Genomic DNA, 16036 nt, shown 5'->3' with positions numbered 1-16036 from the left:
TAAAAAGAAGGAGGGGGCGGCAAATCAACGTATTTTTGCGTAGAATTGACTTCTGCAAAAGCAATGGTCTTGTGGCTTGGCTTCTGTGGCAAAAAATCTATTTTTGGACATCCATTAATGCCCCTTTTGGAATGATAACAACTGACTATACCCACCTATCTGACCGTATCACGTCGCTCTCTGAATCGCAGACCATTGCCATGGCCAAAAAAGCCCGTGAGCTGGCCGCCAAAGGGGTAGACGTGATTAACCTAAGCTTCGGGGAACCTGATTTCCAGACGCCGCAGTACATCAAAGACGCCGCCAAAAAGGCCATTGATGACGGGTATACGTTCTACACACCCGTGGCCGGTTACCCAGACTTGCGCAAAGCCATTGTAGAAAAGCTGAAAAGAGACAATGGGTTGGAGTATGGCCCAGAAAACATTGTGGTTTCTACGGGTGCTAAGCAGTCCATTGCCAACGCGGTACTGTGTCTGGTGAACCCTGGAGATGAAGTAGTGATCTTCTCGCCGTACTGGGTGAGCTATGAAGAAGTAGTAAAGTTAGCCGAAGGCATTCCTGTACCGGTGATGGGTTCTTTGGAGAACAACTACAAAGTAACCGCTCAGCAGTTTGAGGACGCCATCACGTCCAACACCAAGCTGGTGATGTATTCTTCGCCGTGCAACCCTACGGGCTCTGTCTTCACCGAAGAGGAGTTGGCTTCGTTTGCCGCCATTTTGGAGAGACATCCGCAGGTGTACGTGATTGCTGATGAGATTTACGAGTACATCAACTTTACCGGCAAGCACCACAGCCTGGCTTCTTTTGCCTCTGTAAAAGACCGCGTAGTGACCGTGAACGGTTTCTCTAAAGGCTATGCCATGACCGGCTGGCGCGTAGGCTACATTGCCGCCAGCAAGGAGATTGCCGACGCCTGCGACAAGATGCAGAGCCAGATCACCAGCGGTACCTGTTCCATTGCCCAAAAAGCGGCGGTAGGTGCCCTGGAAGGAGGCAGATCTTCTGCCGAGGAAATGACTACGGCTTATTTGCGCCGCAGGGATTTGGTGTTGGACCTGATGAAAGACATCCCGGGCTTCAAAACCTATATTCCGGAGGGCGCTTTCTATATCTTTCCAGACGTGAGCCATTACTTTGGCAAGCAGACGGGTGAGTATGAAATCAACAACGCCAATGACCTGGCCATGTACCTGCTCAATGATGCGCACGTGTCTTTAGTGGACGGTGCCGCTTTTGGCGCGCCGCAGTGCATTAGGTTCTCCTTTGCTGCATCTGACGCTAAGTTGATAGAAGCTCTGGAGCGCATCAAAGCCAGCCTGGCCAAGTTGTCTTAAGCCTATTCTTTTAAATTTATCATCCGCAAGACACAGGACATCTCAGCCATTTGAGAAACTCCTGTGTCTTGCGTCTTATATCTTGTGTCTCTTTTAAATGTCTGACAACAGTACCTTAACGTCTATTTTTGAGCGCTTCCGGCAATTGCAGGTGCTGGTGGTGGGAGACGTCATGATAGATGCCTATCTCTGGGGGAAGTCCTCACGCCTATCACCAGAAGCTCCTGTTCCCATTGTGAACCGGCTAAAAGTAGAACAGCGTTTGGGCGGGGCCGCCAACGTAGCCTTGAACGTGCAAAGCCTGGGTGCCACGCCACTTTTGTGCTCAGTAGTAGGGGATGACCAGGAAGGCGCGGCATTGGTCCGCTTACTGTTAGAGCAAAACCAGACGGATGCGGGCATTGTGCTCAGTCCCGAACGCCCCACCACGGTTAAGCAGCGCATTATCTCTGGTGGTCAGCAACTGTTGCGCATTGACTCTGAAGTAGAAACCGACTTGACGCCCTCTGAACATCAACATTTGGTGGAGCGCTTTGCCAAACTACTGGACAAGGCAGACGTGGTCATCTTTGAGGACTATGACAAGGGCGTCTTAAGTACCGAAGTCATTCAAGAACTGCTGGCCTTGGCCAAGGCGAAAGGCGTGCCTACCGTGGTAGATCCCAAGAAAAAGAACTTCCTGTCTTACACCGGCTGCACGCTGTTTAAACCCAACCTCAAGGAACTCAAGGAAGGCCTAAAGGTTGATTTCACGGACAGCCACCACGAGGCCTTTGAAGACGCCGTTGATCAGCTGCAAGAGCGTATGAGCGTAGAAAACGTGCTGGTGACTTTGTCTGAGCGCGGGGTCTTTTGTCAGAACAGCCAAGGTGAGCATACGTATTTAGACGCGTATATCCGTTCTATTTCTGATGTTTCGGGCGCGGGTGATACGGTGGTGAGCATTGCCGCCTTGTGCATGGCCTTAGGCTTGCCTTTGCCAGCTTTAGCGGAACTCGCCAACCTGGGCGGCGGCTTGGTCTGTGAGCACGTGGGCGTAGTGCCTATTGATGCTGAGCAACTGCTGTTAGAAGCGAGAAAATCTCCCGTCATCAAAAAGTACCTGGCCGAAGCGTAATTCCGTTTAGGTTGCGCAAGGGCTCTTTTAGCTAAGGAAAGGAGCCAAGCTGTCAAGCTATTACGTTTGGATGCATGTCCCTTCCTTTCGTTTTTTACCTCTTTTCAGCAAATCAGCCTAAAAACAAAACGGCCTGCTACTCTGAAGTAGCAGGCCGTTTTTGCGTTATTTTCCAGAAAACAGACCAAATACGACTTAGCGCTGGCTGTATTCTTTCACGGTTTGGATGAAGCACTTTACCTTCTCAGGATCCGTGTCTGGATAGACGCCATGGCCTAAGTTGGCAATATGACGGTCACCGCCAAATGCGTCCAGCATTTTCTTGGTTTCGCGCTCCACGCCCGCAAAGTCATTGTACAGGGCACATGGGTCTAGGTTACCCTGAAGCGTTTTATTGTCGCCAATGATCTGACGAGTTTCCTGCACGTTCATGTTCCAATCAAGGCCAATCACCTGGCAGTCCAGCTGGGCAAAATCTGCCATGGCAAAGAAAGCGCCTTTGGCAAAGATCGTTACCGGTATGTTAGGCAGAGCCTTACAAATCTCTGAGATGTAGCGGTAGGAGAACTCTTTGTAATGCGCCGGTGGCAAAATACCCGCCCAAGAGTCAAAAATCTGGATCAGGTCGGCGCCGGCTTCTACCTGCGCTTGTAAATAGGCAATGGTAGTGGCGGTGATTTTCTGAAGCAGGGTATGGGAAAGCTCTGGGTCTTCATACAGCATCTTGCGGGCATGCGAGAAGGTCTTGGAGCCGCTGCCTTCTACCATGTAGGCAAAGATGGTCCAGGGAGCACCGGCAAACCCGATCAAAGGCACACGGCCGTTCAGCTCACGCTTGGTGACTTTGATAGCATCCAGCACATAACCTAAGTGTTCATGCGGATCAGCTATGCGCATAGATGCTACGTCGGCCGCGGTTTTCACCGTCTTCGGGAAGATAGGACCGCGCTTTTCTATCATTTCATAGGTACAGCCCATGGCCTCAGGGACTACCAGGATGTCTGAGAAGATGATGGCCGCGTCCACGTCCAGTAAATCTACAGGCTGGATGGTTACTTCGGCGGCTAGCTCTGGGGTTTCCACCAGCTCCTTGAACCCCGAAAGGCGTTCTCTTACGGCTCTATATTCAGGTAAAATACGGCCTGCCTGGCGCATAAGCCACACAGGTGTGCGTTCTGTAGGCTGCCCAAGCGCGGCGCGCAGCAGCAAGTCATTCTTCAATTGCATAAGACAAAGATACGTAAAAGCCTCACTTTAGCCTTGTCATCCGCTAAAAGAGGAATTCAAATTTAATTGAACCTCATCCCAAATTACGTTGGTCAATCAAATACTTGGCAATATTCTAAGTAAACAACTTATTGGTAAAATTATATTTACAGCAAGTCAATATATTATTTAAAAAGTGCAATTAATGCGGTGATGATGAAACTTACTCCCAAGGATAAAACTATAAAGCCCATAATCTTAGACAGAGCCGCCAAGCCAGCCTTACCCATGAATACCATCAGTTTAGGCGAAAACAGCAATACCACATACGTCATAAGGCCCATCAACGCAATGGCTAGGATGGTCAAACCCATGTCCAGAAAAGACAGGGATTTGGTATAAAGGCTAATCACTACGGCAATGGACCCTGGACCCGAAAGCAAAGGCATAGCAAGTGGGGTAAAAGAGATGTCTTCCTTCTCCAGGCCTTCTTCTACCACGTCTTTGGAGATTTTTTTATTTTCTTCGGGCTTGGAGTTGAGCAGTTCAAAGCCAGCCCGCATGATCATGATGCCGCCGGCAATGCGGAGATCATGAATGCGCAAGCCAAAGAAGTCTAGCACCGCTTGTCCTGCCAGAAAGAAGACTGCTAAAATGAGCACCATGTACAAGCAAGCGCGTCTGGCTAACTGAGCACGACGGTCTGGGCTGTCTCCCTGGGTAAGGGTTAAAAACACAGGCATGGCCCCAAACGGGTTGATAACCGAGAAAAGAGCCGAGAAGGTGGCTAAAAGTATTTCCATACGGTACGGCATACGGAAATTTAGAGAAAGTGCTACAAGTACCTTCTCTAAATGGCGGTAAGGTGGTTAGCCTATCATCAGGCCAAAGATTTATAAGAAGAAGCTGAAGAAAGCGGCGCGCATGGTGCCAAAGAAGCCTTTAGCAGGAGCCTGCTCGTTTGGCAAGGCAAGACGTCCCTCACCACCTGGTCTGCGGGACTGTTTGCTTTGTAGACGTTGAATGGCCAACACCAGCCAGTTTCTGGCGGTGACGTTGCGTTCTACAATGCCTAAGATGCCCGGGTGCCACAAGTCCAGAATCTGTCTGCCCTCTAAAGAGGCCGTCATTACAAAAAAGTGCGTTCTATCCTGTTGGGCCAATAAAAGTTTAAGCAAAGAGGTGTCCGGCGAAAAGTTTAAGCACGCACGTCCGCCAAAAACTATAATTTCACGTGTAGAATTACGGACCAGGTTCAATTGGCGCTCAAACTCCAGGTAAGTGTAAGGTACTATGTCAATGGTTTTGATGAATTGGCTTTGCCTGTTAAGGGACTGTCTAATAGAATAAGAGTACTCTTGGTCATCTTCAACAAGGATCAGGCGGTAAGAGGCTGACATAGGAACTGGTAAAATGTTTGACTATAATATATTGAGTATAGTATATAGGTGCGAAGTTCACATTTCAAACGAATACTAAAGTGACTACTCGCTGAAGTCTATGGTTCTCACGGTTAAATGTAATTTATTACCGTTGAATATTCGCAATTGTAAATTTAAAAAAATCTAATATTGGTTAGATGAGAAATTGTAAGCTTGGCATATTAGGAGGCGGTCAACTGGGCAGGATGCTGTTGCAGGCGGGGCTGGACTTTAATCTATACACTCTGGTTCTGGACCCAGATGAGCACGCGCCCTGCCGCTACCTGTGTGAGGAATTTGTGCACGGTGACTTTAAAGATTATGAGACGGTTCTGGCGTTTGGTAAGCGGTGCGACTTGCTCACCATAGAGATTGAGCACGTAAACGTAGACGCGCTCTTTGAGCTGGAGGCCGCCGGCGTAAAAGTCTATCCCAAGCCAGCCTCCATCAAGACCATTCAGGACAAAGGCTTGCAGAAAGAATTCTTTGCGCAACACTCCGTTCCTTCTGCTCCGTTTAGGTTACTACAGGGTAAACAAGAACTAGAAAGCAACCAGGATTTCCTGCCGGCCTTCCAGAAGTTGCGGAAAGGCGGGTATGATGGCAACGGCGTGGTTAGAATCTCTTCACTGGCAGACATAGGCAAAGCGTTTGAAGGCGCCACAGTGTTAGAAAAACTGGTCAACTTTGACAAGGAGATCTCTGTGATCTGCGCCCGCAATACAAATGGTGAGGTAAAGGCCTTTCCGGTGGTGGAGCAGGTTATGCACCCAGCCCACAATTTGGTGGACTACCTCTTAGCCCCCGCCCAGATCAGCTATAAACTGCAACGGATGGCCATTGAAATTGCTACCCATGTGACCACGGCGCTGGACATGGTAGGGTTGTTAGCCGTAGAAATGTTTGTCACCCCAGATGGGCAGATACTGGTAAATGAGGTAGCGCCAAGGCCGCATAACAGCGGTCACCATACCATGAAAGCCAATGCCACCTCGCAGTTTGAACAGCATCTGCGGGCCATTCTGGGGCTGCCACTTGGAGACACAGAACCGCACTGCCCCGCAGTTTTGGTCAATGTCTTAGGCGAAGCCGGATACTCTGGCGAGGCAGTTTATGAAGGTTTGGATGAGGTGTTGCAGGAGCCAGGCGTGTACCTGCACCTGTACGGCAAGAAGTTTACCCGGCCGTACCGCAAGATGGGCCACCTAACCGTGCTGGCACCCACCGTAGAAGAAGTGAAACAGAAAGCAGATACTATCAAGAACCGCTTAAAAATCATAGCATGAACCCAACACCTGAGAAAAACGCCCCGCAGATAGGCATCATCATGGGAAGCCAGTCAGACCTGAAAGTAATGGACGCTGCTTCAGATATTCTGGAACAACTGGGCATTCCCTTTGAGATTACCATCGTGTCTGCGCACCGTACCCCGCACCGCATGTTTGAGTACGCCGAGAACGCCCGCAAGAAAGGCCTCAAGGTGATCATAGCCGGCGCCGGCGGGGCCGCTCACCTGCCGGGCATGGTAGCCGCTTTGACTACCTTGCCTGTGATTGGCGTTCCGGTCAAGTCCAGCAACTCCATAGACGGCTGGGACTCCATCTTGTCTATCTTGCAAATGCCCAACGGCGTACCCGTAGCCACGGTGGCCTTAAACGGGGCCGGCAACGCCGGACTCCTGGCCGCGCAGATTCTGGGAACAACCAATGCCGTGATAGCAGACGCCCTGGAGAAATACCGTACCATCCAGCGGGAGAAAGTGATGCGCTCAGTAGAGCAATTGCACCGCGGTGACATTGACGTAGACTAAGGAACGTCTTGCTCAGCTTCCAACACCTACCAAGCACTGCCACGCCCGGGTTTGCCCAGGCGTGGCAATTGTATGAAGAAGCTTTCCCTGTAGAAGAAAGGCGTTCTAAAAACCAACACGTAGAGTTGCTTCAACAGCCAGCCTATGCGTTTAAAGCCGTCTTTCAAGAAGAGGTGTTTGTAGGCTTGCTGGGGGTTTGGTCATTTGCAGAGTTTACCTTCCTGGAGCATTTCGCGGTTAGCAGTCAACTGCGGGGTAGGGGGCTGGGCAAAGCAGCCATGGCACTTTTGCAGCAGTCTTCTCCTGTGCCCATCATTTTAGAGGTAGAATCCCCCACTACCCCCGTAGCCCAACGCCGAGTCTCTTTTTACCAGCAGCTAGGCTTTTCCCTGAATCCCTTTCCATACCAACAGCCGCCTTATGGTCCGGGCAAACCTTGGGTAGCCTTGCAGGTCATGTCGTTTCCAGCGCCGCTTACCACAGAAGAATTTTCTCAGATTAGCGCTCGCGTGTACCAGACGGTGTACCAAATAAAAGCTAGCTGACCGTTTTTAGCCTGTTTTCTGGGAAAGAGGCTAAAAACGAAGACAACCTTTTAAGCACCGTTACCAGTATGCGAAAAGATGACGGGAGGTGTCCAACATATCTATTTGATTCGGCATGCCAGGCCTTTGGTGAACAAAGGGGGCTTTTTCTCTAAGCAGCAAGCCGCGCAGTACCTGCAAGACTATAACCTAGCCGAGGTGGAGCAAATCATTGAGCGCAGTGAGCACCTTCCCATTGACCGCATTAAACGCGTTTTCTGCAGCACCCTGCCCCGCTCCAAAGCCACGGCACTGCAGTTATTTGGCCAGGATGTAGAGCTGATAGAAGATGCCACCTTTAGGGAGTTTGAAAACAGAATCTGGGGCTTGCCCTTGGGTAAGTTTCCCTTGCTTTGGTGGCAGGTGACCTCCCGGGCGCTTTGGATGATGGGCCTCACCCACAAAGAAATAGAAAGCTTTAAAACCGCCAGAAAACGCGCCTCGCAGGCCGCTGACCATTTGGTCAAGGAAGCCCAGGCCACGGGGATAGCGGTATTGGTGGCCCATGGTTTCTTAAACGAATTCATCAAGCGAGCCTTGAAGCGGCGCGGCTGGCGCGTAACCATTGACGGCGGCCGCGGCTTTGTAGGTGTGACGCAGTTAGAAAAAAGAGAATAACGTTTTTGGCCTGTTTCCTGGGAAATAGGTTAAAAACGGAGTGGCCCACCAAGTTAATCTTGGTGGGCCACTCCGTTTTGCAGGGTATCCCTAGAAGAAAAGGCCTAGATAAACAGAGACCTGGCTAATCTCACTGGCCATGCTAATGGTGTCTGAGTTGCCGTCGTTTTTCTCATACCTTGCCTCAATGGTTGCTTTCTTGGTTCCCCAGGCCGGGAACAAAAGGCCGGTGCCCAGCGCATATCCTTTTGTGAATTTCCGGACAAAGGGGAACAACTCCTTATCGAAGTTTTCAGGCACTTGGGAGTAAGAATATTTAAAACTGCCCGTGTAGCGCTGTTTCTGGGACAAAGCATAGGTTCCTACCAAGCCTGCATTAAAGAACGGCCTTAAAGTACCTCTCGGGAAAGTATACCGTATGGAGACAGGCAGCTTTATCTGGTGGTAAGCCCCTTCTGTGGTATACTCTGTATGCGCATTGTTGTGGTCAAAAGAGCCCTGATAGTTATAAGTGGTATGGGCATATTGTAGTTCTAGCAGCGCAGATACCTTCTCGCTAGCCCAAGGTAGCGTAGCGTTCAGCATCACGCCAGCCTGGTAGCCAATATTGGATGGGATCTTGTAGTCTGGCTGGTCACTGGTCACCGTCAACTGGTTTTTATGGCCTCCTACATGAACCCCATATGTAATGACAGACCTTCTGGCTTTGGCTTGGTATGAAGGCATGTCTACAGGGGCCACACACTGGTTGTACTGGTTGACGATTTTGATTAGTTCAGATTCTTTAAAGGCAAGTTTGTTGACGGTTGCTCCAGCCGTTGGGCAGTCTCTAAATGCGTTAAACAATGTTTTTCTATAGGTGTTGTAAGTAACCACTGCCGTTTGGCCGTTTGCCTGCACCTCAGAAGCCTTTCTGTAGACTAGTTCCTGCAATGCGCCGTCTTTTTCTATAAAGAAATGGTCTGCAGAATTCTGGTCTTTGTAAAAATATAAGCTGGCCGGGCCTTTTGCTAGCACCGTCAAGAACAGATGAAAGGTAGAATCTGGGGCGGTAATCTTTTTAGATTCATAGGCATACACCTCATCAATGCCATAGCCACTAATGGCCACTGGAGAAAAGTTTTGTTCTGAGGCGTCTTTTGAGGCTTTGAACGTGGCCAAGACTGCCTGGCGTTTGTCGCCCTGGTGGTTGACAAGTCCCCGCAGGGTGTCTCCGTTTTGGATAATGTAACCTGGTTTAAAATCTTTTTGCCCGAAGCTAGGGCTTATGGTAAGGAAAAGTAAGCAAAGGCAAGCGTAAAAATGTTTCATGGGTTTAGATAAAAGAACAGAATGGTTTATAAATATTGAATAAAGGCGCAAGCTATAAAAATAAGTCTGGCGGTAGCCAAAAGTAGGTTCAATTGTTTTTGGCCTGTTTTCTGGAAAACAAGCCAAAAACGCCGAAGCCCTTCATAGATTCATGACGGGCTTCGGCGTTTTTGGCGGTAGATAAAAGATAGACAGGCTAATGGGACAAAAATGGCTTATGCAATGCCCTAGCCACGGGTATTTGAAATCTATCAGGCGTATTAAGAGGCCATTTTTGACAGTGAAGGATGTTTCCTGGCTAGCCAAGCCTTTCTTAAGGAGAAAGCGTGAAGGGCATAGGCCAGTGGTACCAGAAACGTGGGCAGTACCATCACCGGAAACTGGGTCATGATGAGGGCACCGGGCGCGTCATGAAACGCTTGAAAAGGAGTGGGCAGGGTAAGGATGCCGTTTAACACAATGTTCAAGAGAAGTGCCAGTCCCAGCACATTGTATATGGTGGCCAACTTGTGATGATGACGGCCTGCGCCAAAACACAAGGTGGCAAACACCGGCCCGGCCAACCCAGAAAGGACATCCCAGTTGGTGCCTTCAAAGGTCATGCGCGCCGGCAAGGCATTGGCCAGAAACAGCCACCACAGAAATATCTCCACCGGCACTCTAAACACCTGCAATACCAATAGGCCTTTGGCCGGAAGATGATCAATGAAGCTCTGGGTTTTGGGGTGAAACGTCACCAGCAGAACGGCTATCAAGGGTGGTAAAATGGCGGGTATCATGTTCAAGGGGGCCAGTTCAAAATTGCCCATGAACCCAGTCAAGGCCAGCACTGAGACAACGCCCAGCCAGCCCACTAACAGGGCGGTCAAAACCCAGGTCTTTTGGGTAGCCTTTTGCGGGGAGAGCCCCATGCGCAAGAAAGTACTTTTAATGCCCATGCTTAGAAAGACCAGGCACAGGATGGTGAGCACGGCAAAGCCGGTCTGGGCGAGCAATAAATAATCTGCTTTCATAACTCAAGAGGTTGTTTCTACAGGACAAAGATGCAGCAGGGCAGGCGCTTTCTGTTTGACAAAAATTGCTAAGTTGACTGTGCCCTAAAGAGGGCCGGTGAGCAGCCCATCAGCTTTCTAAAAGTTCTACTGAAGGTGGAAAGGTCTGAATACCCGCACAACAATCCCACCTCGCTGACCGGCAGGCGTGAGAATCTTAACAAGGGGAGGCTTCTCTGAATACGATGCTGTAACAAGAATTGGTGCGGGGTCTGGCCATGTAATTGGGTAAAGGCCCTCAAGAAATGGAACTTGGACAGGCAGGCAATATTGGCTATCCGTTCTAAGCTAGGATTATCTTCAGGAAAGGCCAGTAGAAAATCGGTGGCCAGGGAAATGCGCCTAAACAATTCTAAACGCGCACTGGCTTTGGCTGCTTTGATGCGCTGCGTGCCCCGCTCTAGCTCTCTTTTTGTTTCTACTAAGGCATGTAACAGCGGCACCAGATTTTCTTCCAGTTCCAGTGCAGATACCTGGGTGGTTTTACTTAATGAGTGCAGCTGGGCCAATGCCTGGGCAAGAGCAGGAGTTTTGCGTTGCAAGAGGTTAAGTACGTCAGTGACACCGGTACCTAAAACTGGCACAAACGGATTGTCCAGCAGGTGCGTGGGCGTGAGGAGTTGCGCTTTTATGTAGTCTTCCCAAATATCCTGGCCCAGGTGTAGGTTAAAGGTTTCTACGGGTTTTGCCTCGCTGTCAATGTCCAGGGTATAAGGTTGGGCGCGGTTGGTCAGGAAGAAGCAGTCATCTGGCACTGCTACTTTTTTGCTTCCGGCGCTCACCAGCGAGGTGCCATTTATATTCGTGAAAATGGAAAACGGCCCTTTGATATCCGGCCGATGGCACTGCCGGGAATGGGTGTTCAGGATGACTAGCGGCCAGTCATATTTCTGGGTAGGCGCTTCCGTTGGATTAGGCGCGGTCTCTTCCTTAAAAGCCTTGTCTGCTCTGGCTTTTAGGTACTGGTAGTCTGGAAATTCCGTCAGGATCATGCGCCCGTCATTTACCTAAATGTAACGTAAAATCAGGAAAAATTGAAAAGCGATGAAGGGAGGATGCTGACCCTTAAAACGGAAATGCTTTTTTTGGTTTAGGGGCTTTTCTCACAGAGGACGCCGTGTAACCACCGTCAAACAGCCTTCCGTAATTAATCTTGAGCTTCTCTGCCAACTCCTCCTGGTGTCCACAGTTGGTATGCTCCAAAGCGCGTAAGGTCAACTCAGCGCAGGCATAAGAGTCTGCCGCCGCCCGGTGGTGCTTGAACTGGATGCCGTGTCCGTTGCACAGCGATTTTAAGTCATACTTGGGCAAGCCCTGCCACACTTGCTTAGAGAACTGCACACTGCAGGCGTACTGTAACTCAGGAAAGGGGAGACGATAGGCATTCAAGGTGGCCCTTAGCACGCTCATGTCAAAGCTGGCATTGTGGGCAATGACCAACTGGTTCTGCAACAGCGGTTGCAACTCGCGCCAAACTCCGTCAAACTCAGGACTGTTTTGGACGTCTTGCGGTTTTATACCGTGTATGGCTATGTTCCAGCTGTTGAAGTAAGGATACGACTTCGGTTTGATGAGCCAGGCCTGTGTGCCGGCAATTTGGCCGTTTCGCACAAAGGTCAAACCAATCTCACAGGGGCTGTCACGGTCTGCAGTGGCCGTCTCAAAGTCTAGGGTGATGAAGTTCATGGAGTAAAGTTACAGAACTCTTACCAAGGTATCCGAAAAGGAATGGAAACAAAAAAAGCCCCACCGCAGAACGGTGGGGCTTTCTCAACTAAACCTATTTTATGTTACTTAACTTCTTCGTAGTCAACGTCCGTCACGGTGTCGCTGCCAGAGGTCTGGCCGGCGGTTCCGTCTGAACCAGGTTGCTGGCCACCAGCAAAGCCTCCGTCAGCACCAGGCTGTCCGGCACCGCCGGTAGCGGCGTACATCTCCTGGCTGGCGGCTTGCCATGCGTTGTTGATGTTGGTCATGGCGCTGTCAATGGCGGCTAAGTCCTTAGACTCATGCGCTTTTTTCAGGTCAGCCAGGGCGCCTTCAATGGCAGTCTTGTTACCGGCAGAAAGTTTCTCACCGTACTCGCTCAATTGTTTCTCCGTCTGGAAAATCATAGAGTCCGCTTGGTTTACTTTTTCTACCTGCTCTTTGGCCTGACGGTCAGACTCAGCATTGGCTTCGGCTTCTTTACGCATTCTCTCGATTTCCTCTTCAGATAGGCCAGAAGAAGCCTCGATGCGAATTTTCTGCTCTTTGCCGGTGCCTTTGTCTTTAGCAGACACGTGCAAGATACCGTTGGCGTCAATGTCAAACGTCACTTCAATCTGCGGAACGCCGCGTTGCGCTGGAGGAAGGTCTGACAAGTGGAAACGACCGATGGTGCGGTTGTCTCTGGCCATAGGGCGCTCACCTTGCAATACGTGAATCTCTACGCTTGGCTGGTTGTCAGAAGCGGTGGAGAACACCTCAGATTTCTTGGTTGGGATGGTGGTGTTAGACTCAATCAATTTGGTCATCACGCCGCCCATGGTCTCAATACCCAGAGAAAGAGGAGTAACGTCTAGCAAGAGAACGTCTTTCACTTCACCGGTCAATACACCACCCTGGATAGCGGCACCAATGGCTACTACCTCGTCTGGGTTCACACCCTTAGACGGCTTCTTACCGAAGAACTTCTCTACTTCCTCCTGAATTCTTGGGATACGGGTAGAACCACCTACCAAGATCACTTCGTCAATGTCAGATGGCTGAAGGCCGGCGTCCTGCAACGCCTTTCTTACCGGCTCCATAGATCTGCGGATCAATGAATCTGCCAACTGCTCAAACTTAGCACGGGTCAGTTTACGCACCAAGTGCTTAGGACCTGTCTGTGTAGCCGTGATATACGGCAAGTTGATCTCGGTCTCAGAAGAAGAAGACAACTCAATCTTGGCTTTCTCAGCGGCTTCTTTTAAACGCTGAAGCGCCATTGGATCTGTGCGCAAGTCCATGTTCTCTTCAGACTTGAACTCATCTGCCAACCAGGCAATGATTACCTGGTCAAAGTCGTCACCACCCAGATGGGTGTCACCGTTGGTAGACAATACTTCAAACACCCCGTCACCTAGCTCTAGCACAGAGATATCAAACGTACCACCACCTAAGTCATACACCGCAATCTTCTGGTCGGCGTGTTTCTTGTCCAGACCGTAGGCCAAAGCAGCGGCAGTCGGCTCGTTGATGATACGCTTCACATCCAGACCAGCAATTTGTCCGGCTTCTTTGGTGGCCTGACGCTGGGCGTCGTTGAAGTAGGCAGGTACCGTGATTACGGCCTCGGTCACCGTGGTGCCCAGGTAGTCTTCAGCGGTCTGCTTCATTTTCTGCAACACCATGGCAGAGATCTCTTGCGGCGTGTACTCACGGTCGCCAATCTTCACGCGTACGGTGTTGTTGCTACCAGACTGCACGTTGTAGGACACGTGGCTGGTTTCGTCTTTTACTTCAGAGAAACCGCGGCCCATGAAACGCTTGATGGACGCGATGGTGTTTTGTGGGTTGGTGATGGCTTGACGCTTAGCAGGATCCCCCACTTTACGCTCACCGTTCCCGTTGTCCAGGAATGCCACGATGGACGGAGTAGTCCGGCGGCCTTCGCTGTTAGGGATTACCACTGGTTCGTTCCCTTCCATTACGGCCACGCACGAGTTGGTAGTTCCTAAGTCAATGCCTATGATTTTTCCCATTGTCTATAGTTTTATATTGTAGTTCCTTGATTAAACTTGTTTTGCTTCTTAATAACAAGACCTATGCCAAGGCCTTTTTGTATGCCATTTGTGACACAATGTCATTTTTGACGGAAGTTAAAAGTTTGTCTATACGAACATTCGGCAGGGAGTGGCAGGGTAGAATGCGTTTTTGGCTTGTTTTCTGGGAGACAGGTCAAAAATGGTTTTGCTTGGTGGTTGTCCGCCGCCGTTGTTGGTGTTATTACCAACGATCCAGACTACCGCTCCAGTTGCCTGTACTCTCTGGAGGAGACTTGGTGCACTTCCGTTGGCTGTTTCCTTGGTAATACCGTCTGTTCCGGTGCGCACTCTCTGCCTTGTTGCATTTTGTCTGCTAAGCGCTCACGGCCGCGGGGCCTCGTCTTGGCCCTTCGCACTGCTGTTGTACTCTGGGCCTTTGGCCCCGCCCTGACGGGCGACGAAACAACAGAGGCGCTCAGGACCAAGACTGGTTTCGGTCCCAATCCTGTGTAGGCTTATTGGTTATGTGAGTTAGTTGAAAGTAATGTCCGTTCCTGTCGCTGCAGAGGCATTCGTGCTAAAGCACGGTTGTAACTATCTGCTTGCACGTGGCCATGGTTCAAGTCTTCGACTTGGCCCCATGATGGCGGGCAGTTTGCAACTGCCCTGAAGCGCTGGCTTCCACCACGCATTGCGTCCCCCTTTGAAGTCGAAGATCCCGGACTTGTTCCGGGAGGGGTAGGGGGAGGACAAGTACTCCTTCAGACTCATGACTCGCGACTCAGGACTAAACAAGTAGCGTGCGCCAGCATCTGCAAGCGTATGCGCCAAGAACCGTTTTTGGCCTACTTTCTTGAAAACAGGCCAAAAATGAAAGTGCCTACCGCTTTCTGAAGTGCGGTTGATAGGGTGCTTTGGGTTTGGCGAAGAGTTGGAGCTGTTTCACTTCTTCTTCGGTGAGGGAGCGGGATTCGCCGGGTTGCAGGTTGCCAAGGGAAAGTTTGCCAATGGCCACTCTTACCAGACGCAACGTCGGGTGCCCTACGGCGGCGGTCATCTTGCGCACCTGACGGTTCATGCCTTGGCTTATCTTTATCTCTATCCAAGAGGTGGGAATGTTGGCCCTAAACCGAATAGGCTTGGAGCGCTCCCAGAAATTTACCTCGCCTAGCAATCTAGCTTTGGCGGGACTGGTTTTCTTGCCTTGAATAAGCACGCCTCTGCGCAGCTGCTCCAGCGCTTCTTCATTAGGAATACCTTCTACCTGCACCCAGTACGTTTTCTCAATCTTGAACTTGGGATCAGAGAGGCGGAACTGCAGCTTCTTGTCATCGGTGAGCAGGACCAGCCCTTCAGAATCATAATCCAAGCGGCCTACGGGGTAAATGTGAGGCACCGGCACAAAGTCCTTCAGGGTTTGGCGACCGTTCTCATCTGTGAACTGGGTGAGGACTTCAAAGGGCTTGTTTAAGAGAAAGTACTGCAAAGCGTATTAAATTTAAAGTGCAAAGATCTTAAAATGGAGTAATCAGTTGTTAAGGTTGCCTTTGTACTAAGCTGGCTATGTATATGAATATTGCTTGCAGAATGATTGCAACTGGTAGAAAAACAAAAAGGCTGCCGATTATAAAAGCAAATTCGAGCATTCCGCAGCGATAGCCATATGGCTGAGATTGCATTTGGCTTTTTAAACTTACTACAATAAAGGGGTAGCAGAGTAGAAGTACAGACGGAACTACCCAAATAAATGCCTTATCCTGTAAAAATCCTTTCACATAAAATGCAGTCATAAGAAACGGCACTAAGACGTAAGGTGCAAAAACGAGGATTAAATCCATGACTCAATTTT

At 50.1% G+C, this 16036-nt stretch carries 16 protein-coding genes; 6 read left to right on the top strand and 10 right to left on the bottom strand.

The genetic code is table 11. The features are described from left to right. Positions 1-131 precede the first annotated feature (131 nt). A complete protein-coding gene (locus tag ABD880_RS07895; protein ID WP_345164410.1) occupies positions 132-1340 on the top strand; it encodes a pyridoxal phosphate-dependent aminotransferase in 1209 nt (402 codons plus the stop codon). 97 nt (positions 1341-1437) lie between these two features. Then, entirely contained in the window at positions 1438-2457 is a 1020-nt protein-coding gene (locus ABD880_RS07890; RefSeq protein WP_345164408.1) for a bifunctional heptose 7-phosphate kinase/heptose 1-phosphate adenyltransferase, read from the top strand. Between the two features lie 195 nt (positions 2458-2652). Here the strand turns inward: ABD880_RS07890 and hemE are convergent, their stop codons facing one another. The 3 genes from hemE to ABD880_RS07875 form a co-directional block, all read right to left on the bottom strand. Beyond that, positions 2653-3684: a uroporphyrinogen decarboxylase gene (hemE, locus tag ABD880_RS07885; RefSeq protein WP_345164406.1), complete on the bottom strand. Its 1032-nt coding sequence runs from the start codon at positions 3682-3684 to the stop codon at positions 2653-2655. A gap of 164 nt (positions 3685-3848) precedes the next feature. Then, complete coding sequence (locus tag ABD880_RS07880) at positions 3849-4466, bottom strand: MarC family protein (protein ID WP_345164404.1); 618 nt, start codon at positions 4464-4466, stop codon at positions 3849-3851. A gap of 90 nt (positions 4467-4556) precedes the next feature. Continuing rightward, on the bottom strand, positions 4557-5063 hold the full coding sequence (locus tag ABD880_RS07875; protein ID WP_345164403.1) for a hypothetical protein: 507 nt from the start codon (positions 5061-5063) through the stop codon (positions 4557-4559). Positions 5064-5242: 179 nt separating this feature from the next. On the opposite strand from ABD880_RS07875, the gene ABD880_RS07870 reads away from it, so the two are divergent. The 4 genes from ABD880_RS07870 (at position 5243) to ABD880_RS07855 (ending at position 8096) form a co-directional block, all read left to right on the top strand. Further along, positions 5243-6370, top strand: a complete 1128-nt coding sequence (locus ABD880_RS07870) for a 5-(carboxyamino)imidazole ribonucleotide synthase (RefSeq protein WP_345164401.1) — start codon at positions 5243-5245, stop codon at positions 6368-6370. After that, positions 6367-6894, top strand: a complete 528-nt coding sequence (gene purE / locus ABD880_RS07865) for a 5-(carboxyamino)imidazole ribonucleotide mutase (RefSeq protein ID WP_345164400.1) — start codon at positions 6367-6369, stop codon at positions 6892-6894. The genes ABD880_RS07870 and purE overlap by 4 nt, the downstream gene beginning before the upstream one ends. Before the next feature lie 8 nt (positions 6895-6902). Beyond that, the gene (locus ABD880_RS07860) at positions 6903-7439 is read left to right on the top strand and encodes a GNAT family N-acetyltransferase (RefSeq protein ID WP_345164398.1); all 537 of its coding nucleotides are present in this window, start codon (positions 6903-6905) and stop codon (positions 7437-7439) included. Positions 7440-7517: 78 nt separating this feature from the next. After that, the gene (locus ABD880_RS07855) at positions 7518-8096 is read left to right on the top strand and encodes a histidine phosphatase family protein (protein ID WP_345164397.1); all 579 of its coding nucleotides are present in this window, start codon (positions 7518-7520) and stop codon (positions 8094-8096) included. A 90-nt stretch (positions 8097-8186) separates the two neighbouring features. On the opposite strand, the gene ABD880_RS07850 is transcribed toward ABD880_RS07855, so the two are convergent. The 7 genes from ABD880_RS07850 to ABD880_RS07820 form a co-directional block, all read right to left on the bottom strand. Then, positions 8187-9407 (bottom strand): porin family protein, encoded by a 1221-nt coding sequence (locus ABD880_RS07850; RefSeq protein ID WP_345164395.1) that lies wholly within the window; start codon positions 9405-9407, stop codon positions 8187-8189. Positions 9408-9667: 260 nt separating this feature from the next. After that, entirely contained in the window at positions 9668-10420 is a 753-nt protein-coding gene (locus tag ABD880_RS07845; RefSeq protein ID WP_345164393.1) for a hypothetical protein, read from the bottom strand. Between the two features lie 68 nt (positions 10421-10488). Then, on the bottom strand, positions 10489-11451 hold the full coding sequence (locus ABD880_RS07840; protein WP_345164391.1) for a helix-turn-helix transcriptional regulator: 963 nt from the start codon (positions 11449-11451) through the stop codon (positions 10489-10491). Between the two features lie 73 nt (positions 11452-11524). Beyond that, positions 11525-12145 carry a 3'-5' exonuclease gene (locus ABD880_RS07835; protein ID WP_345164390.1) on the bottom strand — a complete coding sequence of 207 codons (621 nt, stop codon included), beginning with the start codon at positions 12143-12145 and terminating at the stop codon, positions 11525-11527. A gap of 104 nt (positions 12146-12249) precedes the next feature. Then, complete coding sequence (dnaK, locus tag ABD880_RS07830) at positions 12250-14184, bottom strand: molecular chaperone DnaK (RefSeq protein ID WP_345164388.1); 1935 nt, start codon at positions 14182-14184, stop codon at positions 12250-12252. 883 nt (positions 14185-15067) lie between these two features. Then, positions 15068-15673, bottom strand: coding sequence for a pseudouridine synthase (locus ABD880_RS07825; RefSeq protein WP_345164386.1), 606 nt, complete (start codon positions 15671-15673; stop codon positions 15068-15070). A gap of 49 nt (positions 15674-15722) precedes the next feature. Then, on the bottom strand, positions 15723-16025 hold the full coding sequence (locus tag ABD880_RS07820; RefSeq protein WP_345164384.1) for a hypothetical protein: 303 nt from the start codon (positions 16023-16025) through the stop codon (positions 15723-15725). Positions 16026-16036: the final 11 nt, after the last annotated feature.

Origin of the sequence: Nibribacter koreensis (genome assembly GCF_039541795.1) — a bacterium.
Taxonomy (GTDB): domain Bacteria; phylum Bacteroidota; class Bacteroidia; order Cytophagales; family Hymenobacteraceae; genus Nibribacter; species Nibribacter koreensis.
The sequence above is the reverse complement of the archived record's forward strand: the minus strand, read 5'-3'. Positions and strand labels throughout refer to the sequence as shown.